The following is a 25,925-nucleotide window of genomic DNA, read 5'->3' as shown; positions in this document are numbered from 1 at the left end:
CTGATCGCAGGGAGCGGCAAGACCAAGCCGGACTCCAAGCCTTCGACTGCTCCTTCCACCACGGTTACTGCCACAGCCAAGTCACCGGCTGCAAGTGCGGCGGCAAGCCCGGCAGCCCCGTCGAGGCCAAAAGTGGTCTCTCCTCCACCACCGCCTGTTCCGTCCGGAATCAGGTCATCGGACTCGGAGCGTTCGAAGGAAGGCGAAGGGAAGGTTCTGGCGCTGATCAATCCGGTGCCGGGGCGGGCTCCGTGGATGCCTATTGCGATTGCGGAAGCGAAGCTCAGACGGGGGGAGGTTGAGCTGACGCTGCAGGACAAGATCAATTACCACGTCGAAATCGACGATGGATTCAAGGCCTTATATGGCAATAGCAACGCGTGGTGTGCCGCTTTTGTGAACTGGTGTCTGATGAAGGCGAAATATCCGATCGAAAACGCCAGCTTTCCAAATCACAAAGTAGCCAAGGCGCGTGCCCACGGATTTTATGAAGTTGACGCACCAAAGGAAGAAACGGGGAAAGAGCCGAGAAAAATCAGAAATCCACTGTTCGTCGAGTTGGCGAAGCCAATTTACGGGGCTATTGCCATGGTTACGTCTAGATCCGGCGCGGGGCAACATGTTGGGTTTGTGTATGCAAAGAATGGATCCAACGGGCTGATCGTGCTTGGAGGAAATCAGTCGCAGCAAATAAACTTCTCATATTTCAATATTTCGCCAGTCGCTCCATATGTCACAAGAAACGATAAAGGAGAAAAAGTTAAGCACAAGGGCAATTCAACTCATCTGAAATATTTTGTTCCGGTTGCTTACCATGAACAGGCCAAGAAGGATCTTCTGAACCCCGGGCTCGATGAACAAGATGCGAATGAAATAAACAAGGAAATGGGAATAGAGATTTTCAAGCCGAAGGCGAAAAATTCAACCCCCACTCTTAGGTAAATATGATTTTTGCAAAAAAGAACTTTTCACGTGAAAAATTGCAAAAGGCTTTTTTCATTTTTGCACTCTCCTTTTCACCTTTTTCTTTTGCCGGATATGCCGGCGGACCTTATGTTGTATGGGTGAATCTCGATCGATCCGTCAATGGAAAGAGAGTTGACAAAATAATTGCCAATTTTGCTACAAGCAAATCGGTAAATTGTGATGGGCAGTGGAAAATGGGTGACTCGCTATTGTATATGGTGGCGCGCCCGTCTTCGATCAGCGACTCTCTGGTTGAGGACGTATTTTTAAGAAATGACAAAATCCAAATGAAGCGCTTGAGTCTCGCCTTGAAGAATCATAGGGATGCTGATTTCCCAAGTCATGAGGGTCTTGATGGTGTCGTCATCTACTCAAATAAGCGCGATGCAAAAATAATGAGCTTCACAAAAGGCAGGAGAAAAATTGAATCCGTGCGAATTGCGTCGCCAGGAGAACTTCCGTCGAAGAAAGACATAGAAGATGCTTTTTGCGCTCTTCTTCCCCCTATTACTCGAGCACCCTGAGGTCAGGGCGCAGGCGTGCTGCTGCGCAAGGATCCGGTGGTCTGGGCGGTTTCGCGGAAGGCCGCGCCGCATCTCAAGCAGCCCGTTCCCTTGGCATTGCTTCCGCAGGGTTCGCTTCTCAGGCGATGGGCGGAAGAGACGCTGACGGCCGCCGGCAAGCGCTGGGTGGTCGTGCAGGAGAGTTCGAGCGTGGAAGTGCTGAGGGCTTCCGTCCTGGCCGGGCTGGCAGTCGGAGTTTTCCAGGAAGCGACGATCAGCGAGGCGGCGGAAATTCGCAGCCTGGGGCCGGAAGATGGCTTTCCTGCGCTGCCCTCTTCCGAGATGTGGCTGGAACGTGCGGATCGCGAGTTGCCACGAGCCGCGAAGTGCCTGTATGAGTTCTTGTTGGAGCAGTTGCCTCCATGGGAGTAGCAGGAGGTGCCAAGGCTTCGGAGCACCGCGCATCTGAGCGGTGCCGGGGCGGCGGTATCTCAGCCGGCAAAGCCTCAGAACCGAATGATCCACTCCCCCCGCAGATACCGATATTGATAGCTCGGCCCCGCGAACGTCGTACTGCGGCTGTACCCCGCACCGAAGCGGAACACGTGCGCGCCTCTCACGGGGCTTTGCAGGCTCACGTCGAGCAGCCTCGTGGGCTGGCTCATGTCGTGGTTGATGGTCTCGTTGCCGAGGCCGGCGATCACGGAGGCGGTCCATCCCTGGAAGCGGTGGCGCCAGCCGATGGCGAACATCGACTCGCTGTAGCTCGTGGGGTTGAAGTAGGCCCTGTCGACGTCGTCGTGGGTGCTCCGGTATGTGCGGTAGCGCGCCTGCAGCGTGAGCCCGAGGTCGAGCGAGGGCTGGTAGATGAGCCGCAGGCGTCCGTGGTCTCGGCGGTTGCCGTCTGAAAAGTACTGCTGCGCGACGAGGCCCACCAGGGTGACGTGGTCGCCCAGGCGCTGGTCGGCCGCGACGCCGACGAAGGTGAAGTCGATGCCCCGGTCGAGCGACTTCGGGGTCTCGACCCAGTCGCGCGTGATGAGAAATTCGACCGCCGTGCTCTTGGTGGGCGATATGCGGTAGCTGCCGTCGAGCGTGAGCAGCGTGTGGCCGCCCTGCTCGAACACGCCGGCTTCCATGGAGCCGCCGTCGGCGGTTCGGGTTTCTATGTCGCGCGCGAGGAAGGTGAGCTTCTGGCCGCTTCTTTTCCAGCTGTCTTGCTTGTATCGGTAGTCGCCGAGCCTGAAGCCGAGAAAACGGTCGGCATTTTCAAAGGCGGGAAAGAATTCGACGGACACGCGGCGCGACTGGAAATGGTCGCTGTCGTTGGTCAGGTAGAACTCGGGGCCGAAGGCCATGGTCTTGGGCTTCTCTTCTTCCTGCGCCTGGCAGGAAGCGGCGGCAAGCAGTGCGAGCGCCGGAACAAGAAGAAAAGAAGCGGTGGCCGAATTTCGTCTCATCGGTTTCATCGATGCCTGGGTCATTTGGTGCCCCAGGACTTGGGCCTTTTGAAGAGTTCGTCCAGATATCCGAGAACGCTGGCCGGCTGAAGAATCAGGCTGTAGAGCAGCACGTAGATGAAGAAGCCCTGGAAATTCTTTCGCACGACGAGCCCGGTTTGCTTGAACATCCGGCGCTCGATGGAAAACATCAGCAGGCTCAATGCGAATGCGGCCGGTATGAGCGCAAGGGTCATCGGGCCGACGATCCAGAAATAGCCGAAGAGCGCGAGTACCAGCCCCGGAATGAATCCGATGGTGTAGGCCAGGTCGAGCCACGGAAAAAGCAGGTTCCAGTAAATGAAGAAGGTCGAAAGCCGCGGCTGCAGAAGAATGCCCGGGTGCTTGGCGAAGGCCTCGGTCATGCCGCGCGCCCAGCGCTGGCGCTGCTTCACCAGTTGGCGGATGCTGGTGGGCACGTTGGTGAAGAGGCAGGCGTCCTCGCTGTGGCCGATGCGGTAGCCGGCTTTCAGCAGGGCCCAGGTGAGCACGATGTCTTCACCCACGCATTCGGGCCAGCCACCGACTTCTTCGAGCGCGTCGCGGTCGTAGAGGGAGAACGCGCCCTGCGCCACCAGCGTGCCCTGGAAGAGCGACTGCACGCGCTTGATGGCCGCGATGCCGTGGAAGTAGTCCCACTCCTGGCAGCGGGTGATCCAGTTGTAGCGCGAGTTGCGCACCAGGATTTTTCCGGCAACGGCGCGCGTATTGGGCGGGTCGGAGTGGTAGCGCTCGACGATGCTGGTGAGCGCGCCCTTGTACAGGAATGAATCGGCATCGACCGTGATGACGATGTCGTGCAGCACTTGCTTGAAGCCGATATTCAGGGCGCGCGCCTTGCCGCCGTTCTGCTTGAGGTCGACAAAAGTGATCCACGGATACCGGGCGCAGGCGCCCTCGACGACGGTGGCAGTGCCGTCCTTGGAGCCGTCGTTGATCACGAGGACCTGCAATTCGCCGGGATAGTTTTGCCGCTCGATGCTGACGAGGGTCTCTTCGATGGAGGCTTCCTCGTTGTACGCGGCAATCAGGATGGATATCGGGGGATAGACGGCGAGCGCGGTATGCGGCGGCCTTTTGTCCAGAAGCAGGCTGATGGCCAGAAATGCATTCATGAACCCCGGAACGATGGCAATGCCATAAACCAGGAAAACGGCCAGCACGATGCCGACATGGGTGGTCAGCTCGGTCAGCCAGGCCTGTGCGGCCCAGATCGAAAAGGCAACCCACGCAACCGAGCCGATCAATGCGATGAAGAACTTGCCCGATACGGGCAGGTAGATCATGGAATGAGGCGTCTTTTGGCTGCTGTCGGTCATATCGCCTTGTGACAATTCCGCGAAATGTAATCTTCCGCGGAGGCGATGAATAGTCTTGTTACCCCGTCACGCCATTTTTGCAACAGTCGCGCATCGGTGCGCGCGAGAGCTATTACGAGGGGTCGTAGCCCGGCGCAGAGCTGATTTCCGTCGGCTTGTAGATCTTGTGCTGGGCAATGCCGCTGCCGGCATCTGTTACCACCAGCAGGCGCCAGAGCGGCTCGCGCTTGGAGCAGTCGCTCTCTTCCTTGCTGAGCTTGAAGCTGGGCACGCCGGGGGCGGTGCCCTTGACGGTCACGCGCAGCAGGGTCTGGCCCTTGGCGTTGGACACTTCGAGGTCGAAGCCCTTGCCGGTCATGTTCTCGGCCTTGTAGCCGTAGCCGGTGAAGTGCTTGACGACGTATTCGAGGGCGGCGGCCTGCACGGCTTCGGGCGTGGCCTTTTCGTCGTCGGCGGCCTTGGCGGCGGCGGAGAGTTTCTGCGGAATGTTGCCGCGCTCCCTCGCGGCCTGCACTTCGGCTTCGCTCGGCACCCAGCCGCGCGGGCCGCGCACGAGCACGGCGAGTTTCTGTTCGGGCTCCCAGCTGGCCACATGCCATTCGTCGTCGTCGCGCACGCGGGTGGACACCTTGGCGTCCTTGTTGCTCTCGACTTCGAGAATGGCGATGCGGTTGGTCTGCACCACGGCGCGAAAGCCGTTGCCGGCGTCGTAGCTGCGCTTGAGCAGCGCGAGCCTGTCTTTTGCACGCTGCAACTGCTGGGCGTTGCGCTCGCCGCCGCCGGCGCGGTGGTGGGCGTCGAGCGATTCAAGGTAGAACCAGCGCCCACTGGCCGACACGTTGACCCATTCGGCCCAGATGGTGGCGATGACGTTGTCGCCGGTGGCCAGCCACGCGTGCTCGAATGGTTTGTCGCGCGCGTCGAACACACCCATCTTGGCGACGATCTCGACCGGCGTGAGCCGTGGGCCCTTGAGCCGCATCTCGTCGATCACAGTGAGTACGCGGGGGTCGACTTCCTTGTCCATTCAGTGGAATTCTGCTGAGTTTGAGGGGGGTGGGGAGTATGCCGCATCGCCCGGCGCCGACGCCCGTGCGCAGGCAATCGTATGGCACGATCAAAGGATGAACGAGCCCTCACGCCGCATACCGTATCGCACCTGGCCTGGGGCGCTGGCGGTGCTCCTCGCGATTGCCGCCTACGTGGGCGGCCTCACTTGGTGGGACCGCCACACGCCGGGCAACCGGCCGCTGCAGCCAGGCGAAACGGTCGAGGCGGGCCAGGCCAGGTTCGTGCCGGCCGAGGGTTGGGAGATGGACGTTTCGCGCTCCAAGGCGGGCCAGTCGCTGATGCTCTTCAAGGGCGGCCACAAGTTCCTGGTGACGACCTTCCCGTGGGCGGGCGGGCCCGATGGCCCTCTCGTGCGCCAGCAGCGGCTGATGGAGCGCGGCCAGCGCCTGCAGATCGACGGCGACGTGTCGGACTTCATCACCTCCTGGGGCCTGCAGGGCAAGACTTTCGCGTACTACGGCTCGAAGCTGGCGGGCCGGTTCTGGCAGGTGGTCGACGTGCGGCGCAAGTCGCTGGTGCAGATCGACTTCTGGGGTTCCAGCGACGGCATGGACGACGCGCTGCAGGAGGCGCGCTCGATGCTCGACTCGATGGACCTGGAGGCTCCGCAATGAACATGCCGGTGTTCGACCAGGGCGACCAAAGCGGCCAGGGCAGCCAGCAGGTGACCGAGGTGGCCGGCTGGCCCGTCGGCACCGACTCCTTCTTCCAGCCCCGGCGCGTGGCCTTCTGGGTGCTGGCGGCGCTGATATTGAACGGGCTGTTCTACACGGTCTACATGTTCTCGCTGGGGGTGCGGGTGGTGCCCGTTACCGCCTTCCTGGGGCTGACGGTGTGGGGCATCTACACGATGCTCTTCGTGCAGGCCTTCCGCACGCTCGACCTGCTGGAGCAGCACCCGACGGAGGCCTACGTGCTGGCCTTCGCATGGGGCGGCATGGGCGCCGTGTACTTCGCGGCGCCGGCCAACGTCGCCATCCAGAGCCTGTGCGCCAAGCTGATTTCGCCGGAGTTCGTCGCCACCTGGGGGCCGGCCATTGCGGGGCCGGTGACGGAAGAGTTTTTGAAGCTCGCGGGCGTCGTCCTGCTGGTGCTGGTGGCGCGCAACCAGTTCCAGACATATCTGTCGGTGCTGATCGTCGGCGCGATGGTGGGGCTGGGCTTCCAGGTGGTCGAGAACCTGAGCTACACGGTCAAGTCGGCGGTGCACTTTCCGCTGGAGAACCAGGTCTATCCGGTGCTTCTGAACCTGTTCACGCGCGGGCTGCTGAGCGGGCTGTGGAGCCACGCGGCCTACACGGCGATCGCGTCTTTCGGCGTCGCGTGGTTCCTGCTGCATCCGCAGCGGCCGATGGTGGCGCGCATCGCGGTCGCGGTGCTGTGCTTCGTGCTCGCGTGGGCGATGCACTTCATCTGGAATTCGCCCTTCCTCGAAGACCTGTTCGACGGCGGCTATGGAGAGATGGCGGTGATGCTGGTCATCAAGGGCCTGCCCGCGATCATCGTCGCGGCCCTCTTCTGGCATGTTGCCGCGCGCGAGAACGGCACCTACCTGCATGCGCTGGCGGCCTGGTTCGTGCCCGAGCGCGACCTGATCCAGGACGACGAATGGGTGCGGCTGGGCGCGCCCATGCAGCGCTACAGGGTGCGCCGCGAAATGGGCTGGACCTACGGCTGGCGCGCAAGACGCCTGAAGACGCACCTGCAGCGCGAGCAGCTGCGGCTGATCCGCAAGGCCGCGACCTACGGCCGCGGACCGCAGACGCTGAAGCACGAGACGGCGGTGAGGCGGCTGCGGGCCAAGCTCGACCCGATCATCGCGGCAGGAATCACGGCAAAGACCTGAGGCGTTGGTTTCTCGCGATGACGGGCAATTCCTGCCCCGAATTGTTAAAAAAGATTGCTAAAGTCGTACGCGTCATGCGACGACAACAACAAGAAATGCTTGGACTGCGCCTGCTGGCGCTGCTGGTGCTCCTCTTGCTGGGCACCGGCTGGAGCTTCCCCGCCAGGGCCGTCACGCTCGTCGAACAGGCTCAGCTCACGCTGACGCTGCATGGCAAACACCCCACGGACCAGCCGCCGCAGCCGCACGCGGTGCAGCTGCCCTACAACTGGGACCAGCGGCAGGGCGCGGTCGATGGCGAGGCGGCTTTCGCGTTCGACGTTCCCGTCAACGATCCGAGCGTGCCGCACGCGCTGTTCGTGCCGCGCATCGGCAACAGCTTCAGGGTGCTGGTCGATGGACGGGAGTTGGCGCGATTCGGCACCTTTCCGCCGGGGCCGTACGACGATGCCTCGTTCACGCCGCAGTACTTCGCGCTGCCGGATTCATCGGCCCCGGTGCGGCGCGTGGAGATCGTCGTCGCCGCGCAGGCCGCACGCCAGGGCGGGCTCTCGCCAGTGGTGGCGGGCACCGAGGCGGAGATCCGGCCGCTGTATGAAGACGCGCTCTTCTGGCAGATCAGCGGCGGGCGCTTCATCGCCATCGTGAGCGGCGTGCTCGGGGCGCTGTCGCTGCTGGTGTGGCTGCGGCAACGCGAGTCGCTGTATCTCTACTACGGCCTGGGCGAGCTGCTCTGGTCGGTGCAGACGGCGCGGGTGCTCTTCACCCATGCGCCGCTGCCGTGGCCCTGGTGGGGCGTGGTGCCGCTGGCGGCCTTCCAGGCGGCGGTGCCGCTGCTGTGCCGCTTCGCGCTGTCGGTGGTGGGCAAGGGCGACTCGCGGCTCGCGCGCTTTCTCGGCCTGCTGGCGCTGCTGTCTCCGGTGACGGCCACGCTGGGCATCACGGTGCCGCTGCTGTGGCTGATGCCGGCGTGGCAGATCCTCTTCTTCCTGTCCGGCCTGGCGATGGTGGTGGTCGTGCTGCGGGTGGCGGTGCGCAGCCCGGTGCTGGAGCACCGCGTGCTGGGCGTGGCGGTGGTGCTGGTGGTGCTGAGCGCCGCGCGCGACAACTGGGTGATGCGCACCTCGCCCGAGGCCTATGCGGTGGTGCCCTGGATCCGCTTCGCGTGGGTGGGCTTCGCCATCTCGCTGGCCTGGGTGATCGCCGAGCGCATGCGCAAGGACGTGCGCGCCGTGGCGCAGATGAACGCATCGCTCGAGGCCGAGCTGGCCGAGCGCAACGCGGCGCTCGAAGCCGTCTTCGCGCGCGAACGCGAAGGCGAGAAGGCACGCGGCGCGCTGGAAGAACGCCAGCGCCTCACGCAGGACCTGCACGACGGCCTCGGCGGCCAGCTGGTCGGCCTGCTGCAGATGGCCCAGCAGCCCGGCGCCGCCATGAACGACGTGGCGCTGCACCTGCGCGACGCGGTCGACCAGCTCAAGCTCACGGTGGACGCCATGCACGGCTGCGAAGGCGATGTGGCCTCCGCGCTCGGCAGCGTGCGCTACCGCCTCGGCCCTCGCCTGCAGGCTGCCGGCATCGAGCTGCGATGGGACGTCGGTTCCCTGCCCACGATGACGGGCTGGACCGCACGCGAATCGCACCAGCTGCAGATGCTGCTGTTCGAAGCCTTCGGAAACCTGATGGCGCATGCGCAGGCGACGCAGGCCGGCCTTGGCGCGAGGCTGCTGGAAGGCTCCGGGGAACGCGCCATCGAGATCGAGCTGCAGGACAACGGCCGCGGCTTCGACACGCAAGCGGCGTTCGCCGGCAAGGGCCTCGCGAACATGCGCACGCGCGCCGCTGCACTGGGAGGCACGCTCACCGTGCGCTCGCAGCCCGGCGAAACCAGCCTGCTGCTGCGCCTGCCGGTCCCGGCGGCATCGACGACGCCGGGCGAGCCCGGGCGGGAAACGGGCCGGCCGCCGCTTCAGCCGGCAAACAGCACGCTGCGATAGGGACTGCGCGCGTCGCTCAGCAGCAGGCGGTTGGTGCGCAGCAGATGCTCCTCGCGCGCATCGGAATACTTCCAGATCAGGCCGCCTGCGATGTAGGCAGCGCTCACCTGCGGCCAGCTGCCGTACGCCTCGCGCACCTGCCTAGCGAGCCCGCCGGCAAAGCCCGCGAACTCCGCGCGCTCGATGTAGCCGAGCTGCACCGCCCAGCGCGACAGGCTGGCCAGGCGCACGGCGTCCCACGCGACCAGGCTGGATATGTCGGCGGGCGAGGCCTTGAAGTGCTTGCGCAACTCGTCCACCCAGCTGCGGCTGCCCGCCATCAACTGGGCCAGGTCCGCCATCGGCTTGCCGCTCTGCGCCGAGAGCTCGCGGTAGTCCAGGCTCTTGCGCGCCTTGATCTGGAAGAACGAGGGGAAGAAGGCGTCCATCGCCATGCGCAGGACCGCTGGCGTTTCCCGCGTTGCCGTGTCGATCGCGGCAACGGCGTTCCACAGGGACCGGTAGGCCGATCGCTGCCCTTCCTCGACGAGCCATCGGGCGGTCTGCTCGAAGCTGGCGCGGTCGTGCACGCTCCACACGTCGGCGATGCCTTCGCGCAGCACGTCGTTGTCCTTGCCGGTGGCCACCGCGTTCACGAAGTCGCCGTTGAAGGCAGACAAGGGCGCGCTGAGCGTGACCAGCCATTGCTCCTGGCCCGAGAGCGCCTCAGCCGCGTCGAAGTGAAGCTTGTCGTTGTCCATCATCGCGTGGCCGAGCGTGTCCATCATCCCCATTGAAACTCCCTGTGTTCGAAGCGCCCATGCATCCGGCGGATGCCAGGCAGGTTGACAAATGGTGGGGCCGCACGCGCGGCGAACTGGCGCCGGATTGGCGTGGCAGGCACGCCGCAGCCCCGAGGAAGGGCAGATGTTAACCAGAACGGACGTCCGGACATCCGATGAATTCGGGCCGTGGCCAGGAAGAGGCACGCCCTTCGTTCCGGGTATCGATTTGACTAAATTTTAGATATATCTAAAATAATTCAGACATACCTCAAGAAGGATCCCCACCATGAGACATTTCCACTTCGGCCATGGCCATCACCACTGCAGCGCCGCCCGCGGCGAGCATGAAGACGGTCTTTCCGGCGGCCGCGGTCATCGCGGCGGACGTGGCGGCGGCGGACGCGTGTTCGGCCATGGCGGCCTGCGCTTCGTGCTGCTGCAACTCATCGCCGACAAGCCTTCGCACGGCTACGAACTCATCAAGGCCATCGAAGAGCGCCTCGGCGGCAGCTACGCGCCCAGCCCCGGCGTGGTCTACCCCACGCTCACGCTGCTCGAGGAGATGGGCTATCTCAGCGTAGACACCGCCGACGGCAGCGGCCGCAAGAGCTACAGCATCACCGGCAGCGGCCGCGAATTCCTCGCGGCCAACCGCGAGATGGCCGACGCCATGATGGCCCGCATGAGCGGCGGCGTCGACGGCGCCGGCCCGCGCGGCGGACGCCCGCCGCAGGTCACGCGCGCCATCGAGAACCTCAAGCTCGCGATGCGCATGCGCCTGACGGGCGCGCCACTGACCGATCAACAGGCGCACGAATTTGCCGCGGTGCTCGACGCCGCGGCCCAGCAGATCGAAAGGATCTGAAGGGCCGAGGGCAACCCGAATCCCAACCAACCCTGTCTCGCAACAGGATTTCCGCAATGACTGACTTCAGTACATCACCAGCGTCCACGGCACCCATCGGGCCGGACCGCACGCCCCGCCGGGTGCGCCACGAGCTGCGCTTCCGCAAGCTCGCGGTGAAGACGGCGCGGCGCGTGACGCCGCACCTGATCCGCGTCACGCTCGCCGGCGACGACCTCGCGGGCTTCTACAGCCCGGGCTTCGACGACCACGTGAAGCTGTTCTTTCCCGACGCCGCCACCGGCAAGCTGAGCCTGCCCACCATGGGCCCCGAAGGCCCGGTGTGGCCCGAAGGCCGCCCCACCATGCGCGACTACACGCCGCGCAACCACGACGCGAAGGCCGGCACGCTCGAGATCGACTTCGCGCTGCACGAGGCCGGTCCGGCCACGCAATGGGCCGAGCAGGCGAAGCCCGGCGACATCCTCGGCGTGGGCGGCCCGCGCGGTTCGTTCATCTTGCCGACCGAATTCGACTGGCACCTGCTGATCGGCGACGACACCGCCCTGCCCGCGATCTCGCGGCGCCTGGCCGAACTGCCCGCCGGCTCGCGCGCGGTGGTGCTGGCGGAAGTCGACAGCGAAGCCGACGAGATCGCGTTCGACACGCAGGCCGAGCTCACCCTGAAATGGGCGCACCGCCGAGGCACCGAGCCCGGCCTGAGCCCCGTGCTTGTCGACACGCTGAAGGCCATGCAGCTGCCTGCCGGCGACTTCCACGCGTGGGTGGGCTGCGAATCGGCCATCGCCAAGGCGCTGCGCGCGCACCTGGTGGGCGAGCGCGGCGCGAACCCGAAATGGACGCGGGCCTCGGGCTACTGGCGCCGCGGTGCGGTGGCCACGCACGATTCGCACGACGAGTGAGTGGGCTTGCTCCTTCCCCGCGTTGGGGGAGGGAGAAATGTCGGGGTCAGTGCGGCACTTCAGCCGGGCCTGAAGCCGCCGCGCTGCGCCTCGGGCTGCGTATCAGCAACAGCAGTGGAATCGCCAGCACCGTGATGATCATCATGATGGCGAAGTCGTCGAGGTAGCCGATCAGCGCACCCTGCCGCGTCACCTCGGCATTGAGCAACGCAAGCCCCGTGGCGGTGTCGGGCGACATCGTCTGCGGCAGGGTCGCGAGCGCCGCGTTGCCCGGCGCCACGGTCGAGGCGATCTGCGCATGCGCCCTGCTCGAGCCTTCGGTCAGCAGCGCCTGCACGATCGAGATGCCCACGCTGCTGCCGATGTTGCGCAGCAGGCTGAAGATGGGCGTGCCCTGGTTGCGCAGCCTCGGCGCCAGCGTGGCGAAGGTGGCGGTGGAAAGCGGCACGAAGGTGAAGCCGATGCCCAGCCCCTGGATGAAGCCCGAGACCACGATGAGCGTGCTGTCCATCTGCAGCGTGAGCCGCGTCATCTGGTAGAGCGAGAAGGCCGTGAGGCCGAAGCCCAGCGCCATGATCGCGCGCACGTCGATGCGCTGCACCAGCCGCCCGACGATGATCATCGCGATCATCGTTCCCACGCCGCGCGGCGCGGTCACCTCGCCGGTGTAGATCACCGGGTAGCCCATCAGCCCCTGCAGGAAGTTGGGCAGCAAGGCCATGGTCGCGAACAGGATCATGCCGACGATGAACGCGAACAGCAGGCCGGTGACGAAGTTGCGGTCCTTCAGCAGGTCGCGGTCGAAGAAGGAGACGCCCTGCACCGTCCAGGTATGGACCACGAAGAAGCAGAAGGCCACCAGCGCGGCCGCGGCCTCGAGCTTGATCTCCCACGACTCGAACCAGTCGAGCTGCTCGCCGCGATCGAGGAAGAGCTGCAGCATGCCGATGGCGATGCTCAGCGTGACGAAGCCGAAGATGTCGAGCCGCTCGCCCTGCGGCCGGCTCTCGGGCAGGTAGCGCGCGATGCCCCAGAAGGCGAAGATGCCCACCGGCAAGTTGATGAAGAACACCCAGCGCCAGTCGAAGTTCTCGGTGAGCCAGCCGCCCAGCAGCGGCCCGAGGATGGGGCCGACCATGATGCCCGCGCCCCAGATGGCCATGGCCTGCCCGACCTTCTCGCGCGGATTGATGTCCAGCAGCACCGCCTGCGAGAGCGGCACCAGCGCCGCGCCGAAGACGCCCTGCAGCAGCCGCGCCGCCACGATGCCCACCAGCGAGGTCGCCAGCCCGCACAGCGCCGAGGCCACGGTGAAGCCGATCACCGAGATGATGAAAACGCGCCTGCGCCCCCAGTGGCCGCACAGCCAGCCGGTGAGCGGCAGCGCGATGGCCGAGGCCACGATGTACGAGGTGAGCACCCAGGTGATCTGGTCCTGCGAGGCCTGCAGGCTGCCCTGCATGTGCGGCAGCGCCACGTTGGCGATGGTGGTGTCCAGCGCCTGCATGATGGTCGCCAGCATGATCGAGATGGTGATCATGCCGCGGTGCGGCACGGTGGTTCCGGGCGCGACGCTCATGACGACTTGCGGCCGGCCGGTGAAGCGATCTCCACGAGGCTGCCATGCACCCGGGCGAGCAGGACCAGCAGCTGGGCGCGCTCGGCCTGCGACAGCACCGACATCACGCGGGCGTTGAGCCCGTCGCTGATGCTCAGGGCGCTGTCGAGCGCCTTCTCTGCGCTGGGCTCCAGATGGATCCTGTTGACGCGGCGGTCGGTGGGGCTGGGCTCGCGGCGTATCCAGCCGGCGGCGGCCATGCGGTCGCACAGGCCGGCCACGGCCATGGGGGTGAGGTCGAGCCGCTGCGCCAGTTCGGCCTGCGAGAGCGGCTCTTCTTCGTCGCCGTGCATCGCCAGCGCGCCCAGCAGCCGGCACTGCGCGCTGGTGAGCCCGATGCGCTCGCGCGCGAGGCGGTCGAACTCCTCGCTGTAGAGCTTGCCCACGCTCTTGACGAGGAAGCCGAAGCGCTGCGTGAAGTCCCTTTTCATAAGGGACTTGATTGTCTACATGTTTATTAGTTGAGCATTAGCAACGAGCGCGTCCGAGGCTCTTGGGAGTCTCTAGAGCCAACCTGCGCGCCTGAACCGGTAGTAGAGATAGCCACAGGTGCTCACGATGAGCCCCAGCGCGATGCCATAGCCGTAGCGGAATTTCAGCTCCGGCATGTTCTCGAAGTTCATGCCCCAGATGCCGGCGAAGGCGGTGCACACCGCGAAGATGCTGGCCCAGGCCGCGAGGCGCTTGGTGACCTCGCCCTCCTCGATGGTGACCATCGACAGGTTCACCTGGATCGCCGTGGCGATGGTGTCGCGCATCGCGTCGATCGACGCGTTGATGCGCGCCAGGTGGTCGCCCACGTCGCGGAAGTATTCCTGCGAGCTCATGCAGATCTGCGGCACGCGCCCGCCGTGCATCTTGCCGGCCGCCTCCACCAGCGGCGCCACCGCGCGCTTGAGCACCATGCTGCGCCGCTTCAGGTCGTAGAGCTGCTTGATCTTGTCGCGCGCCGCGCCGCCCTGGCCGAAGATCTGCTGCTCGATGGACTCGAGCTCCACTTCCAGCGCGTCGATCACCGGGAAGTAGCGGTCGACCACCGCGTCCATCAGCGCGTACAGCACGAAGCCGGCGCCGTGGCGCAGCAACTCCGGCTCGCGCTCGCAGCGCTCGCGCACGCCCAGGAAGCCCTGCTTGCTGCGATTGCGCACCGACAGCACGTAGTTGGCGCCGACGAACACGTCGACCTCGCCCACGTTCATGCAGTGCTCGCCCTCCTCCGAGGGCTCCACCAGGTGCATGACGACGAAGAGCGAGTTGCCGTATTCCTCCATCTTCGGGCGCTGGTGGCCGTGGTGGGCGTCTTCCACCGCGAGAGGATGCAGGCCGAACTCCTTCTGCATCTCGCGCAGTTCCTCGTCGGAGGCATCGCTCAGCGCCACCCAGACGAAGCAGCCGGGCCGGCCGATGTATTCGCTGATGTCCTCGACCGATATGTCGGCGAGCTTGGAGCCGTTTTCGTAGGCGACGCAGTTGATCAGCATCGATGCCCTCGCAGTTCACGTGGTGGAAGCCTTCGATGGTGCCACGGGCCTCCCGCTGCCGCCGGTGGGGCTGTCGCCGGGGCTTCGGCCGGCTCGGCTAGAGTTCGCCATGGTCCGGCCGGCGCGAGACCGGTGAACGCAGTCCAGCGGCGCAGCACAGACGCCGCAACGCACAAGATGGGGAAAAGGGAGGAAGTCGATGAGAAAAAGCTTGTTCGAGGAGTCGCTCAAGTGAAGCGGGACGTTCGCCTTGCGAAGACCCTGCTCGCGGCCGTCATGGTCTCGGTGTCGGCAGCCACCGGCTGGCAGCTCTGGACATCGCGCGAACAGACGCTGGCCGCAGCCGACACCAACAACCTCAATCTCGCCCAGGCGCTGAACATCTACGCCGAAGGCATCTTCACCCAGAGCGACATGCTGCTGCAGGGCGTGACCGAGACGCTGAAGGCCGACGGTCACCCGCACGCGCACCTGCAGCGCGTGCAGTCGCTGGTCGAGCGGCAGAAGCGCCTGCTCGACCCGCTCGACGGCGTCGCCGTCCTCGATGCCAGGGGCGACTGGCTGATCTACTCCAAGGGACAGGTTCCGCCGGGCACCAACAGCGCACATCGGCCCTACTTCGTGCATCACCGCGACACGCGCTCCAACGATGTCCTCATCAGCCCGCCGCTTCGCAACCCGTTCACCGGCGAATGGGGTATCACGGTCAGCCGACGCCTCGAAGACGACAAGGGCCAGTTCGCAGGCGTCGTCGTCATCGGCCTGGGCCTGCAGAACTTCCTGCGCGCATTCGGAACCATCGCCCTGCCCGACACCGGCACCATCGGCCTGAGCACCAACACGGGGCAGATGCTGGTGCTCTACCCCTACCGCGAGAAGTACGTCGGCCTCGACTTCTCGAAGTCGGTCAATTTCCAGCGCCACTTCTCGGGCACTTCGGGTACAGCATCGTTCCGCTCCAGCGTGGATGGAACGAAGCGGCTCTACGCCTTCCGCAAGAGCGACCGCTACCCGGTGCTGACCACCGTGGCGGTGGGCCGCGACCAGGCGCTGCAGGCCTGGAGGCACCAGGCGCTGCTGACGCTCGCCGTCGTCGGCGCCCTGCTGACCGCGGTGGCGGCGGTGGGCTGGAAGCTGATCATCAACATCGGGCGGCGGATCAGGGCCGAGGCTTCGCTGATGGCCGCGCGCGAGGACCTGCTGCAGGCCAACCGCCGGCTGGAGATTTTGGCGACGCAGGACCCGCTCACCGGCCTGGCCAACCGCCGCAGCTTCGACGAAGTGCTGGCGCAGGAATCCCGCCGCGCGGCCAGGGAAGGCACGGCCCTGTCGCTGCTGCTGCTGGACCTGGACTACTTCAAGAGCTTCAACGATGCCTATGGCCACGTCGCCGGCGACCAGTGCCTGAGGGCCGTCGCGATGGCGCTCAGGCGCAGCGTCAGGCGCCCGGGCGACCTGGTCGCGCGCTACGGCGGAGAGGAGCTGGCGATCGTGCTGCCCAGCACCGGCCTGCAGGGCGCCCGCAAGGTCGCGGAACTCATGCTCGAACAGGTGCGCGCGCTCGGCATCACCCACAGCGAGAGCCCGCATGGGCAGGTCACCGTCAGCATCGGCGTGGCGACCCTGCAGGACCCGCAGTCGCACGCGCCGGAGCAGCGGCTCGTCGAGGCGGCGGACGCCGCGCTCTACAAGGCCAAGCAGGGTGGACGCAACTGCTGGGTCAGCCAGGAGGAATGGGTGGCGGGCTGAGCCTCATGCGGCTCTGAAGCAGACGGGCCCGGCGGAATCAGCGCAGCATGCGGCGGGTGGCGCGCTGCCCCAGCCAGCGCGCCAGCTCAACGAGCAGCGGCGTCATCACGGCCCAGCCGGCACCCAGCACCAGCATCGCCCGGCTGGGGTCGGGAAAGTGGCCGGCCCCCATCCGCACCGCGGCCGCGTAAGACAAGGCACCCCCTACGCCGCCGATCACGGCCGAGAGCAGCCAGCGCCCGTGCAGCCAGCGCAGCGGCCCGCGCAGCGTGATCGAGAAGAGCGCCCACAGCCCCAGGATCCACGCGGGCGCCACGCCCGGCCAGGGCCCCGGCGAGGCATAGACCAGCACGCCGCCGCGCGCCATGCCGGTGTCCCATGCCAGGCCCAGCAGCACCGCGCACAGCGCCAGCAGCAGTTCGTCGCGGCGCGCATCGCTGAGCCACAGGTTCAGCAGCACGGCGCCGATGCAGGCCGCCACGCCCCAGCCGGGCGCGCCGCGCGCGGCGCCCAGCACGCACGCGAACCAGGCGGCCTGGAAGACCACGAGGTTGAGAACGGTGGGGCCGTACTGGCGCGTCAGTGTCTTCATGCGGACCGGGCCTGTGCGGCGAAAGCTGCGGCGGTGATCCGGGCACGGCCCTGCGGCGTAGGGAAGTTGCGGGGCCGGCGACGTTCGGCCCGGGCCGCCGCATTTCCGGGAGTCACGATGCCAGCTTCGATCACGCCCGCCCCGATGCGGGAGAGCCGTTCATGACGCCGCCGATCCGCCAATTGGTGCTGGTGCTGGGCGACCAGCTGGACGGCCGGGCCTCGGCCTTCGACGGCTTCGACCCCGCGCGCGACGGCATCTGGATGGCCGAGGTGCGCGAGGAGTCCACGCACGTCGCCTCCAGCCGAATCCGGATCGCCCTGTTCCTGTCCGCCATGCGCCACCATGCGCGGCTGCTGCGCGAGCGCGGCTGGCCGCTGCACTACGTGCGCCTGGACGATCCCGCGAACACCGGCAGCCTGGCCGGCGAACTGGCGCGTACGATCCGGCTGCTGCGGCCCGGACGGCTGGTGATGACCGCGCCGGGCGACTGGCGCGTGCTGCGCGCGCTGCGCCGCGCCGCCGCCGAGGCCGGACTCGCGCTGGAGTTGCGCGACGACCGCCACTTCTTCTGCACCGTGCGCGAGTTCGCCGACCATGCCCGCGGCCGCCGCACCCTGCGCATGGAAAACTTCTACCGGCAGATGCGCCGCCAGCACCGCGTGCTGATGGAGGGCGAAGAAGGAACGCCAGGCTACGGGCCCGCTGGAGGGCGCTGGAATTTCGATGCCGACAACCGCCAGCCCTTCGGCGCCGAGGGTCCGGGCATCGTGCCCGAGCCCGCCCGCTTCGAGCCCGACGCGATCACGCAGGAGGTGCTGGCGCTGGTGGCCCGGGAGTTCGAACGCCATCCGGGCGAGCTCGATGGCTTCGCCTGGCCGGTGACGCGGGAGCAGGCGCTGCTGGCGCTGGAGCGCTTCGTCGACGAGCGGCTGCCCGGCTTCGGCCCCTGGCAGGACGCGATCTGGCCCGGCCAGCCCTGGCTGTGGCACGCCCACCTCTCGGCCGCGATGAACCTCAAGCTGATCGAGCCGCGCGAAGTGGTCGCGCGGGTGGAACGCGCCTGGCAGGAGGGCCGCATTCCGCTGCCGAGCGCCGAAGGGTTCATCCGCCAGGTGCTGGGCTGGCGCGAATATGTGCGCGGCGTCTACTGGACTTCCATGCCCGGCCTCGTGGAGTCGAACGCGCTGGATGCGCGGGCGCCGCTGCCGGCCTTCTACTGGACCGGCGATACGCCGATGGCCTGCCTGTCGGACGCGATCCTGCAGACGCTGCGCCTGGGCTACGCCCACCACATCCAGCGCCTGATGATCACTGGCCTGTTCGCGCTGCTGCTCGGCGTGCGGCCCCGCGAGGTCCACGAGTGGTATCTCGCCATCTACGTCGATGCGGTGGAATGGGTGGAGCTGCCCAACACCGCAGGCATGAGCCAGTACGCCGACGGCGGCGTGATGACGAGCAAGCCCTACATCGCCAGCGGCAAGTACATCGAGCGCATGAGCGGTGGGCAATATTGCGCCCAGTGCCGCTACCGGCCCGGCGTCAGCCAGGGTCCGGAAGCCTGCCCCTTCACGACGCTGTACTGGGACTTCCTGCTCAAGCACCGCGAGCGCTTCGCGAAGCACCAGCGCATCGGCGCGCAGGTGCGCAACCTCTCGCGGCTGTCCGAGCAGCAGGCCGACGCGATCAGGGCGCAGGCAGCCGCACTTCGCGACGCGCTCGAAAAGGCGGGCGGCTACGCACCCTGACACCGCGCTCGGCCGTCTGCCGCCGGCGCCCTCCTCAGGCATCGGCCGCACGCAGCCGGTACAGCCCCACATCGATGCGCCCGGAGCGAAAGCCGGCCTCGCAGTACGACAGGTAGTAGGTCCACAGCCGCTTGAACGCGGCGTCGAAGCCCAGCGGCTCGATCTGCGGCCAGGCCGCCAGGAACCGCCGGCGCCACTCGGCGAGCGTTCGCGCATAGTCCATTCCGAAGCAGTGCGAAGTCTCGATGACGAACCCCGCGCGCCGTGCCTGCTCTTGCAGCACGCTCGGGCTGGGCAGCATGCCGCCCGGGAAGATGCAGTGCTGGATGAAGTCGGCGCCCTGGCGGTAGCTGTCGAAGTGCTCGTCGGCGATGGTGATCGCCTGCAGCACCACGACACCGCCGGGCTCGAGGCGGTCGCGCAGGGTCGCGAAGTAGGCGGGCCAGTAGGTCTCGCCGACGGCTTCGATCATCTCGATGGACACGATGCGGTCGAACCGGCCCTGCACGTCGCGGTAGTCCTGCAGCCTCAGGTCGAGCCGCTCGGCCACGCCCCATGCCTGGCCGCGCTCGCGCGCGAAGGCCAGTTGCTCGGCCGACAGCGTGAGCCCCGTCACGCGCGCCTCGTGCCGGCGGGCCAGGCTCGCCGCCAGCGTTCCCCAGCCGCAGCCGATTTCGAGCACGTTCGCGCCTTGGGGGGTATCGAGCATGCGGTGGATGGCATCGAGGCGGCGCGCCTGGGCGGCCTCGAGAGTGTCGTCGGGCTCGTCGCTGAAGATCGCGCTCGAATACAGCATGCTGTCGTCGAGCCAGTGCCGGTAGAACTCGTTGCCCAGGTCGTAGTGGAAGGAGATGTTGTGCCGGCTGCCGCTGCGGCTGTTCCTGCGCGCCAGGTGCAGCAGCCGGGCCAGCCAGCGCGAAGGGCCGCGGCCCTTGAGCAGCGAGCCCCAGGCGGCTTCGTTGGCCAGGCCGAACTCGAAGAGGGCCAGCAGGTCGGGGCTGTCCCATTCGCCGTCGCGGAAGCTCAGGGCCAGGCCGAGGTCGCCCTGCATGAGCAGCCGCACGATCGGCCGCCAGCTCGAAAGGCGCAGGCTGGCATGCGGGCCGGGCTCGCGGCCGGCCACTTCGATGCTGCGCCCGCCGGGCAGCGTCAGCGCCAGCCGGCCGAAGCGCGTGCGCGCGAGCAGGCGCCGCAGCGGCGAGAAGGACGGCACGGCGTCGAGAACGGGGGCGGAGGGCGTGGTCAGGCTCATGGAGTCTCGCTCGTGGAAACGATGGTGATGTCGCGCTCCGGGGCTGCCGGACGCGGATGCAGTGGCACGCGCTTGATCCACAGGCGCAGTGCCTGCCAGTGGATGGCCGCGACGACCTTGAGGGTCAGCAGCGGATGGGTCAGGAAGACGCGCAGCAGCGCGAGGTCGCTCAGCGCGGTGCGCTGGCCGTCCTGGCGCGCGTTGAGCACGGCGCCGTCGGCATCGTGCACGCTCACGCCGATCGACACCGACTCGCCCGGCGGCGCGATGCGGAAGCGGTAGCGCAGGTCCATGCCGTTGAAGGGCGAGACGTACATCTGCTTGTCGCAGCGCTGGTCGATGACCGGGGCGGCGGCGTCGGCCACCGGGATCAGGTAGCTGTGCCGCTGCCCGAAGGTGTTGTTGACCTCGTAGACCATCGCCTGCAGCTCACCCCCCGGGACGTGGCAGAACCACACGCTGAGCGGATTGAAGACGTGGCCGAGCAGCCTGGGCATGGTCAGCAGCCGGATCGCCCCGCCCGTGGGCAGGCCGGCCTCGCGCAGCCGCGCCTCGACCTGGGCGCGCAGGTCGCGGCCCGAGCCATCGCCGTAGTCGGCGGCGTGGAAGCTGAACAGGTTGAAGCGGTCCACCGAGAACAGGCGCAGCCGGGCGTTCAGCTGCGGCAGCTCGTCGATGTCGACCAGAACGCTGTAGACGCGGTAGGCGAGCCGGTGCCGCCTGGGCCGCAGCCGCTGGTGCATGACGCGCCCGACATAGAGCGCCGAGCCGCCCTGCCCGCTCATGACGAAACGGCCTGTACTGCCTGCATTGCCTGCATCGCCTGGGGCAGGTGGATGCGCCCGGACTCCCGAGGCACGCTCCAGGGCCTGCGGACGCCACCCAGCGCCTCGGCGACCGCCAGGCCGGACTGCAGGCCGTCCTCGTGGAAGCCGGAGCCGAAGTACGCGCCGCAGAACCACGTGCGGCGCTGGCCCTGCAGGTTCCAGAGATGGCGCTGCGCGGCCATGGCGGCGGCATCGAACAGCGGATGGTCGTAGACCTCCGTGCGGATCAGGTGTTCGGGCCGCGGGCCGGCGACCGGGTTCAGCGTCAGGAAGATCGGCTCGGCCCGCGGGCCCTGCGGCAGGTGGGGTTGCAGCCGGTTCATCCAGTAGGTCACCGTCGGGGCGGCGCCGCTGCCGCGCGTTCCGAGGTAGTTCCAGCTCGACCACACGGCGCGGCGCGCCGGCATCAGTGCCGGGTCGCGGTGCAGCACGGCCAGGTTGCGGCTGTAGGGAAATGCGCCCAGCAAGGCTCGCTCGGCACTGGAGGCGTCGGGCAGCAGCGCCAGCGACCGGTCGGCGTGGGTCGCCAGCACGACGTGATCGAAGCGCTCGGGCCACCAGCCGCCGGTGGTGCGGATGCGCACGCCGTCGGGCTCGCGATGCAGTTCGAGCACGGCCTCGTCGAGGTGGACCCGGTCGGCAAAAGGCCGGCTCAGGCGCTGCACGTACTCGCGGCTGCCGCCTGCCACGGTGCGCCAGACCGGCCGGTCGCTGATCTGCAGCAGGCCGTGGTTCTCGCAGAAGCGCACGAAGGCCGCCACCGGATAGCGCCCCACCCGCGCGGCGGGCGCCGACCAGATGGCGGCCGCCATGGGATAGAGATGGTCGTCGCGAAACGCGCGGCCGTAGCCGCGGGCGTCCAGGTAGTCGTCCAGCGCCTGGTCGCCGGCGGCCTGGGCATCGCGCGGCGCCTCGCGGTAGAACCGCAGCAACTCACGCAGCATCGACCAGAACCTCGGGCTCGCCAGGTTTCGCTTCTGCGCGAACAGGCCGCGCAGGTCGGTTCCTGCGTATTCGAGGCGGCCGGCATCGAGGCTGACGGCGAAGGACATGTCGGAGGCCGTGGTCGGCACGCCCAGGTGCCGGAACAAGGCGCTCAGGTTCGGATAGGCGGGCTCGTTGTAGACGATGAAGCCGGTATCCACCGGCACCGTGCCTTCGGGGCCGGGCGCGTCCACCGTGTTGCTGTGCCCGCCGAGGCGCGATTCGCTCTCGAACACCGTCACTTCGTGCCGCTGGGACAGGAGCCAGGCGCAGGAAAGCCCCGAGATGCCGGTGCCGACGACGGCGATGCGCTGGCCCTGCCCCGGCGAGGTAGGTGTCACGAGGACGGTGGGCTGGGCGGACTGGGGGTCGAAGGGCGGCATGGTGCGTATCCAAGTGTTGGAGCTTGTACGCAGGAAACCACCATTTGGACCATGGCGCATTGCGGCGATGATCCGATCGCGGCCGGATTGCGTAAGGGTTAGCATGGCCGCCGTTCCCGACCCATCCACCCAACCTGCGGGCATTCCGGTGCCCCGCGGCCGCCGAGCGCCCAACTTGACTGTTGTTGTGACCGATTTCAAGCAGCCGCGCCGCTCCGACGACCTCTGGGCGCAGGCCCTGGCGGCCGTGGCCGAACGGCAGGACAGGGAGGCGTTCGCGCGGCTTTTCTCGCACTTCGCGCCGCGCGTCAAGCACTACCTGATGCACATCGGCTGCCCGGAACTGCAGGCCGAGGAACTGGCCCAGGAAGCGCTGGTGAGCGTGTGGCGCAAGGCCGCGCTGTTCGACCCGGCGCAGGCCGCCGTCTCGACCTGGATCTTCACCATCGCGCGCAACCTGCGCGTGGACGCGCTGCGGCGGCGCCAGGGCGTGGAGTCGGCCGAGGAAGAGTTCGATTTCGACCTGCTCCAGGCGGACGGCGCCTCGCTCGACGATGGACTGCACGCCTCGCGCCTGAACGAACGCCTGCGCAGCGCCTTTCGGCAGCTGCCGCCCGAGCAGCAGCAGGTGCTGCACCTTTCCTATTTCGAAGACGAACCGCATGCCCGCATCGCGGCCCAGCTGAGCATTCCGCTGGGCACGGTGAAGTCGCGCGTGCGCCTGGCGGTCGCTCAGCTGCGCCGCCTGCTGGAACGCTGATGATGGATATCCGACACCACCCCGACGACGACCTGCTGCTGGCCCGGGCCTCCGGCCAGTTGCCGGCAGGAACGCGGCTGGTACTGGCCAGCCACCTCGAACTGTGCCCGCTGTGCCGCGAGCGCGCGCGCACGCTCGATGCCCTGGGCGGCATCCTGCTCGACGAACTGGAGCCCGTGCCGATGGCCGACGATGCGCTGGCGCGCACCTGGGCAGCGATCGACGCGCTCGAGAGCGCGCCTGCCGGGACCGTGCGGGTGAGCGCGCCGCCGCCGCTGCCGCCCGGCGCGCGCTGGCCACGCGCCCTCGCCCACTGCAGCGCCACGCCATGGCGCTGGATCGGTCCCGGCATGCGCTGGAGCCGCGTGAGCGTGCCCGAGGCGCCGGATGCGAACGTCTTCCTGCTGCGCATCGCGGCCGGCAAGTACCTGCCGCAGCACACGCACCAGGGGCTGGAGCTGACCCAGGTGCTGCACGGCCGCTTCCACGACGGGCGGGCCCTGTTCGGCCCCGGGGATTTCGACGCGGCGGATGGAGAAATCCACCACCAGCCCGTGGTCCAGGACGGCAGCGAATGCATCTGCCTCGCCTCCCTGGACGGCCGGCTGCGCTTCGAAAGCGCTATCGCGCGCGTGCTGGGTTCGCTCGTCGGGATGTGAGGCGGGCAGACACCCAGGCCGCCACGCCGCTCACGAAGCTGCCCCACACCAGGTCCGCGATGGTGATGGCCCAGGGCCAGTCGCGCAGCGTCGCCTGGTTGGTGAGGTCGTAGGTGGCGTAGGCCACCAGCCCGAAGAAGGCGCCCCGCCGCAGCGCCGCGCCCGCGGTTCCTTCGGCCAGCGCCGGCGAGATGGCGAAGACCAGCAGGCCCGCCAGGTAGATGGCATAGAAGAGCACCGCCGCGAGCCAGTCGACGTCGGACGCCATCAGGTCGCCGAGCGCCGGCTTGTACAGGCGCGGGCCCATGAGCGACAGCCATACGGCGTCCAGCACGAGAAAACTCACGAGCGCCCACAGGTAGGCGATGGACAAGGTGCGGGCGGAAGGTTTCATGGTGCGCCAGTAGGAGAAGTCAATCGGTAACTCAGCTGCCGGTCGCCCTTGGTCTGGGCGTCCAGCCCGATCCAGCGCCCGCTGTCGGCGGCATACCAGATGCGGATGCGCTGCTGCGCGGCCTGCAGGCGCCAGCCCCGCGCCCGCACGGGCTGGCCGCGGACCTCGATGTTGGTGTCGGGCAGCGGCTCGAAGCGCACCGGCTCCAGCTTGCCGGTCTGCGGATCGACCAGGCGCTGCTGCTTCGGCAGGCGGGGGTTCCAGTAGGCGAAAGTCATCACGCAGTCGTCCTCGAAGCGGCGCGCGACCTGCTGCCGCGTGCCGTCGTCGTCGGTGTCGGCGCGCAGTTCGCGCAGGCAGTCGCCGGCCCAGCGCTCCCCGGCGTGATGGCGATAGCGGTAGACGGGCACGCCGAGCATGCGCACGACGAAGTCGGCGCGGCTGTCGACGCTGCGCGCCGCCGCGCTGCCGCCGACCACGAAGCGATGCGTGCCGATGGGCTTGCCGTCGAGCGTGGCGGTGAAGTTCCACTCGCCCTCCTCGATCGCGCCTTCCTGCGCCGAGGCCGTGAAGGCCATGCAGGCGGCCATCGCCAGGGCGAGAGCCAGGGCGCGCGCCGGCATCAGCGCTTCTCGAACAGGTAGTGGGCGACCCACCACTGGCCGCCTTCGGCGTAGCCGAACAACTCTTCCACCGAGATGAAGAAAAGGCGCCAGCGCGTCCACCAGATGGGCGCCTCGCTCTCGCCGTAGACGGAAACCAAGAGCGGCATGAGCTCGTCGCGCCGGGCGTCCATGCGCGCCAGCCAGGCGGCAGAGGTCTTCGCATAGTGGCGACCGTTCCAGCGCCATTGGCTCAGCAGGCGCAGGTCGTCCTGGCAGCGCAGGGCGAGGTCGTCGCCGGGCATCATGCCGCCCGAGAAGAAGTAGCGGCTCATCCAGTCGCTCGCGTCGCGCACCTCGAAGGGATATGGCGCCTCGCGGTGCACGAACACGTGCATGAAGAAGCGCCCCTGCGGATTCAGCCAGCGCGCGACGTTCGAGAAGGCGCGCGGCCAGTTGCGCAGGTGCTCGAACATTTCCACCGACACCACGCGGTCGAAGCGCGCGGCCGTCTCGAAGTCGTTGAAGTCGCAGGTGATCACCTCGAGGTTGCCCAGGCCGCGGGCCGCGGCCTCGGCGGTGATGAACATCCGTTGCGAATGCGAGTTGGACACCGCCGTGATGCGCGAGCCCGGAAAGCGCTCGGCCATCCACAGGCTCAGCGAACCCCAGCCGCAGCCTAGTTCGAGGATGCGCTGCCCGTCTGCAAGGCCCGCACGCGCGCAGGTCTCGGCCAGCGCGGCCGCCTCGGCCTGCTCCAGCGTGTCGACCCCTTCGGGCCACCAGCAGCAGCTGTACTTGCGGTGAGGCCCCAGCACGGCGGCGAAGAAGTCGGCGGGCAGTTCGTAGTGCTGCTCGTTGGCCTTCTCGGGCAGCAGGGCCAGCGGGGCGTTTCGCAGTTCGTCGAAGAATGCCTGCGAGTGCCGCGCGACGGCCTCGGGGTTGCCGCTGTCCAGTTCGGCCAGGCGCTGTCGCAGCAGCCGCCGCACGCCGATGCGGACGGCGCCGTCGGGCACCAGACCCTGTTCGACCCAGTGGATGGCGGCGGATGCGCTGGAGGCTCGGGGCATGGCGGGACGTCGGCAGTGGTTGGACCCGTGGTACGCAAGGCCGGGCGCGACGGATCACCGCGCGACGAATTCCG

At 67.3% G+C, this 25,925-nt stretch carries 26 protein-coding genes; 12 read left to right on the top strand and 14 right to left on the bottom strand.

Features of this window, described 5'->3' with window-relative positions:
- From EJP67_RS24245 to EJP67_RS24235, 3 genes are all read left to right on the top strand, one after another.
- A partial coding sequence (locus EJP67_RS24245; protein ID WP_476718481.1) for a C40 family peptidase occupies positions 1-942 on the top strand: 942 nt, incomplete at its 5' end.
- A 2-nt stretch (positions 943-944) separates the two neighbouring features.
- A complete protein-coding gene (locus EJP67_RS24240; protein ID WP_126024272.1) occupies positions 945-1,490 on the top strand; it encodes a hypothetical protein in 546 nt (181 codons plus the stop codon).
- A gap of 15 nt (positions 1,491-1,505) precedes the next feature.
- A complete protein-coding gene (locus EJP67_RS24235; RefSeq protein ID WP_240650764.1) occupies positions 1,506-1,901 on the top strand; it encodes a LysR substrate-binding domain-containing protein in 396 nt (131 codons plus the stop codon).
- 74 nt (positions 1,902-1,975) lie between these two features.
- Here EJP67_RS24235 and EJP67_RS24230 read toward each other — a convergent pair whose 3' ends face one another.
- From EJP67_RS24230 to EJP67_RS24220, 3 genes are all read right to left on the bottom strand, one after another.
- Positions 1,976-2,929, bottom strand: coding sequence for a porin family protein (locus tag EJP67_RS24230; RefSeq protein WP_240650763.1), 954 nt, complete (start codon positions 2,927-2,929; stop codon positions 1,976-1,978).
- 20 nt (positions 2,930-2,949) lie between these two features.
- The gene (locus EJP67_RS24225) at positions 2,950-4,254 is read right to left on the bottom strand and encodes a glycosyltransferase family 2 protein (RefSeq protein WP_240650762.1); all 1,305 of its coding nucleotides are present in this window, start codon (positions 4,252-4,254) and stop codon (positions 2,950-2,952) included.
- Between the two features lie 145 nt (positions 4,255-4,399).
- A complete protein-coding gene (locus EJP67_RS24220; RefSeq protein ID WP_126024269.1) occupies positions 4,400-5,314 on the bottom strand; it encodes a protein NO VEIN domain-containing protein in 915 nt (304 codons plus the stop codon).
- 97 nt (positions 5,315-5,411) lie between these two features.
- Between EJP67_RS24220 and EJP67_RS24215 the strand changes: the two genes are divergently transcribed.
- The 3 genes from EJP67_RS24215 (at position 5,412) to EJP67_RS24205 (ending at position 9,201) form a co-directional block, all read left to right on the top strand.
- Positions 5,412-5,972 (top strand): hypothetical protein, encoded by a 561-nt coding sequence (locus EJP67_RS24215; protein ID WP_126024268.1) that lies wholly within the window; start codon positions 5,412-5,414, stop codon positions 5,970-5,972.
- Positions 5,969-7,204, top strand: coding sequence for a PrsW family intramembrane metalloprotease (locus EJP67_RS24210; RefSeq protein ID WP_126024267.1), 1,236 nt, complete (start codon positions 5,969-5,971; stop codon positions 7,202-7,204). Before EJP67_RS24215 ends, EJP67_RS24210 begins: the two co-directional genes overlap by 4 nt.
- A 95-nt stretch (positions 7,205-7,299) precedes the next feature.
- Complete coding sequence (locus EJP67_RS24205; RefSeq protein ID WP_126024266.1) at positions 7,300-9,201, top strand: sensor histidine kinase; 1,902 nt, start codon at positions 7,300-7,302, stop codon at positions 9,199-9,201.
- Here EJP67_RS24205 and EJP67_RS24200 read toward each other — a convergent pair.
- Positions 9,174-9,974, bottom strand: coding sequence for a DUF1266 domain-containing protein (locus tag EJP67_RS24200; RefSeq protein ID WP_126024265.1), 801 nt, complete (start codon positions 9,972-9,974; stop codon positions 9,174-9,176). The genes EJP67_RS24205 and EJP67_RS24200 overlap by 28 nt on opposite strands.
- A gap of 277 nt (positions 9,975-10,251) precedes the next feature.
- Here EJP67_RS24200 and EJP67_RS24195 point away from each other — a divergent pair, with 277 nt between their 5' ends.
- Positions 10,252-10,830 (top strand): PadR family transcriptional regulator, encoded by a 579-nt coding sequence (locus tag EJP67_RS24195; protein ID WP_126024264.1) that lies wholly within the window; start codon positions 10,252-10,254, stop codon positions 10,828-10,830.
- 56 nt (positions 10,831-10,886) lie between these two features.
- Positions 10,887-11,732: a siderophore-interacting protein gene (locus EJP67_RS24190; protein WP_126024263.1), complete on the top strand. Its 846-nt coding sequence runs from the start codon at positions 10,887-10,889 to the stop codon at positions 11,730-11,732.
- A gap of 46 nt (positions 11,733-11,778) precedes the next feature.
- On the opposite strand, the gene EJP67_RS24185 is transcribed toward EJP67_RS24190, so the two are convergent.
- From EJP67_RS24185 to EJP67_RS24175, 3 genes are all read right to left on the bottom strand, one after another.
- Positions 11,779-13,311, bottom strand: a complete 1,533-nt coding sequence (locus tag EJP67_RS24185) for a DHA2 family efflux MFS transporter permease subunit (RefSeq protein ID WP_126024262.1) — start codon at positions 13,309-13,311, stop codon at positions 11,779-11,781.
- Positions 13,308-13,781, bottom strand: a complete 474-nt coding sequence (locus EJP67_RS24180) for a MarR family winged helix-turn-helix transcriptional regulator (protein ID WP_126024261.1) — start codon at positions 13,779-13,781, stop codon at positions 13,308-13,310. Before EJP67_RS24180 ends, EJP67_RS24185 begins: the two co-directional genes overlap by 4 nt.
- Before the next feature lie 72 nt (positions 13,782-13,853).
- The gene (locus EJP67_RS24175) at positions 13,854-14,831 is read right to left on the bottom strand and encodes a magnesium and cobalt transport protein CorA (protein ID WP_126024260.1); all 978 of its coding nucleotides are present in this window, start codon (positions 14,829-14,831) and stop codon (positions 13,854-13,856) included.
- Between the two features lie 231 nt (positions 14,832-15,062).
- Between EJP67_RS24175 and EJP67_RS24170 the strand changes: the two genes are divergently transcribed.
- Positions 15,063-16,580 (top strand): sensor domain-containing diguanylate cyclase, encoded by a 1,518-nt coding sequence (locus EJP67_RS24170; RefSeq protein ID WP_126024259.1) that lies wholly within the window; start codon positions 15,063-15,065, stop codon positions 16,578-16,580.
- A gap of 37 nt (positions 16,581-16,617) precedes the next feature.
- Here EJP67_RS24170 and EJP67_RS24165 read toward each other — a convergent pair whose 3' ends face one another.
- A complete protein-coding gene (locus EJP67_RS24165; RefSeq protein ID WP_126024258.1) occupies positions 16,618-17,172 on the bottom strand; it encodes a DUF2878 domain-containing protein in 555 nt (184 codons plus the stop codon).
- Positions 17,173-17,333: 161 nt separating this feature from the next.
- Here EJP67_RS24165 and EJP67_RS24160 point away from each other — a divergent pair, with 161 nt between their 5' ends.
- Positions 17,334-18,920 carry a cryptochrome/photolyase family protein gene (locus EJP67_RS24160; RefSeq protein WP_126024257.1) on the top strand — a complete coding sequence of 529 codons (1,587 nt, stop codon included), beginning with the start codon at positions 17,334-17,336 and terminating at the stop codon, positions 18,918-18,920.
- A 34-nt stretch (positions 18,921-18,954) separates the two neighbouring features.
- Here EJP67_RS24160 and EJP67_RS24155 read toward each other — a convergent pair whose 3' ends face one another.
- Genes EJP67_RS24155 through EJP67_RS24145 form a run of 3 tightly spaced genes read right to left on the bottom strand, consistent with a single transcriptional unit; the run spans position 18,955 to position 22,366 of the window.
- Positions 18,955-20,172: an SAM-dependent methyltransferase gene (locus EJP67_RS24155; protein WP_126024256.1), complete on the bottom strand. Its 1,218-nt coding sequence runs from the start codon at positions 20,170-20,172 to the stop codon at positions 18,955-18,957.
- Complete coding sequence (locus tag EJP67_RS24150) at positions 20,169-20,957, bottom strand: DUF1365 domain-containing protein (protein ID WP_126024255.1); 789 nt, start codon at positions 20,955-20,957, stop codon at positions 20,169-20,171. Before EJP67_RS24150 ends, EJP67_RS24155 begins: the two co-directional genes overlap by 4 nt.
- Positions 20,954-22,366 (bottom strand): NAD(P)/FAD-dependent oxidoreductase, encoded by a 1,413-nt coding sequence (locus EJP67_RS24145; protein WP_206169547.1) that lies wholly within the window; start codon positions 22,364-22,366, stop codon positions 20,954-20,956. The genes EJP67_RS24150 and EJP67_RS24145 overlap by 4 nt, the downstream gene beginning before the upstream one ends.
- Positions 22,367-22,553: 187 nt before the next feature.
- Here EJP67_RS24145 and EJP67_RS24140 point away from each other — a divergent pair, with 187 nt between their 5' ends.
- Positions 22,554-23,126, top strand: a complete 573-nt coding sequence (locus EJP67_RS24140; RefSeq protein WP_240650761.1) for a sigma-70 family RNA polymerase sigma factor — start codon at positions 22,554-22,556, stop codon at positions 23,124-23,126.
- The gene (locus tag EJP67_RS24135; RefSeq protein WP_240650760.1) at positions 23,126-23,785 is read left to right on the top strand and encodes a ChrR family anti-sigma-E factor; all 660 of its coding nucleotides are present in this window, start codon (positions 23,126-23,128) and stop codon (positions 23,783-23,785) included. The genes EJP67_RS24140 and EJP67_RS24135 overlap by 1 nt, the downstream gene beginning before the upstream one ends.
- Here EJP67_RS24135 and EJP67_RS24130 read toward each other — a convergent pair.
- Genes EJP67_RS24130 through EJP67_RS24120 form a run of 3 tightly spaced genes read right to left on the bottom strand, consistent with a single transcriptional unit; the run spans position 23,748 to position 25,851 of the window.
- Entirely contained in the window at positions 23,748-24,179 is a 432-nt protein-coding gene (locus EJP67_RS24130; RefSeq protein ID WP_126024252.1) for a DUF2177 family protein, read from the bottom strand. The two genes, EJP67_RS24135 and EJP67_RS24130, sit on opposite strands and share 38 nt — an antisense overlap.
- The gene (locus EJP67_RS24125; protein WP_126024251.1) at positions 24,176-24,802 is read right to left on the bottom strand and encodes a DUF6134 family protein; all 627 of its coding nucleotides are present in this window, start codon (positions 24,800-24,802) and stop codon (positions 24,176-24,178) included. Before EJP67_RS24125 ends, EJP67_RS24130 begins: the two co-directional genes overlap by 4 nt.
- Positions 24,802-25,851 carry an SAM-dependent methyltransferase gene (locus tag EJP67_RS24120; RefSeq protein WP_126024250.1) on the bottom strand — a complete coding sequence of 350 codons (1,050 nt, stop codon included), beginning with the start codon at positions 25,849-25,851 and terminating at the stop codon, positions 24,802-24,804. Before EJP67_RS24120 ends, EJP67_RS24125 begins: the two co-directional genes overlap by 1 nt.
- Positions 25,852-25,925 lie beyond the last annotated feature (74 nt).

This window comes from Variovorax guangxiensis (genome assembly GCF_003952165.1).
Classification (GTDB): domain Bacteria; phylum Pseudomonadota; class Gammaproteobacteria; order Burkholderiales; family Burkholderiaceae_C; genus Variovorax; species Variovorax guangxiensis.
The sequence above is the reverse complement of the archived record's forward strand: the minus strand, read 5'-3'. Positions and strand labels throughout refer to the sequence as shown.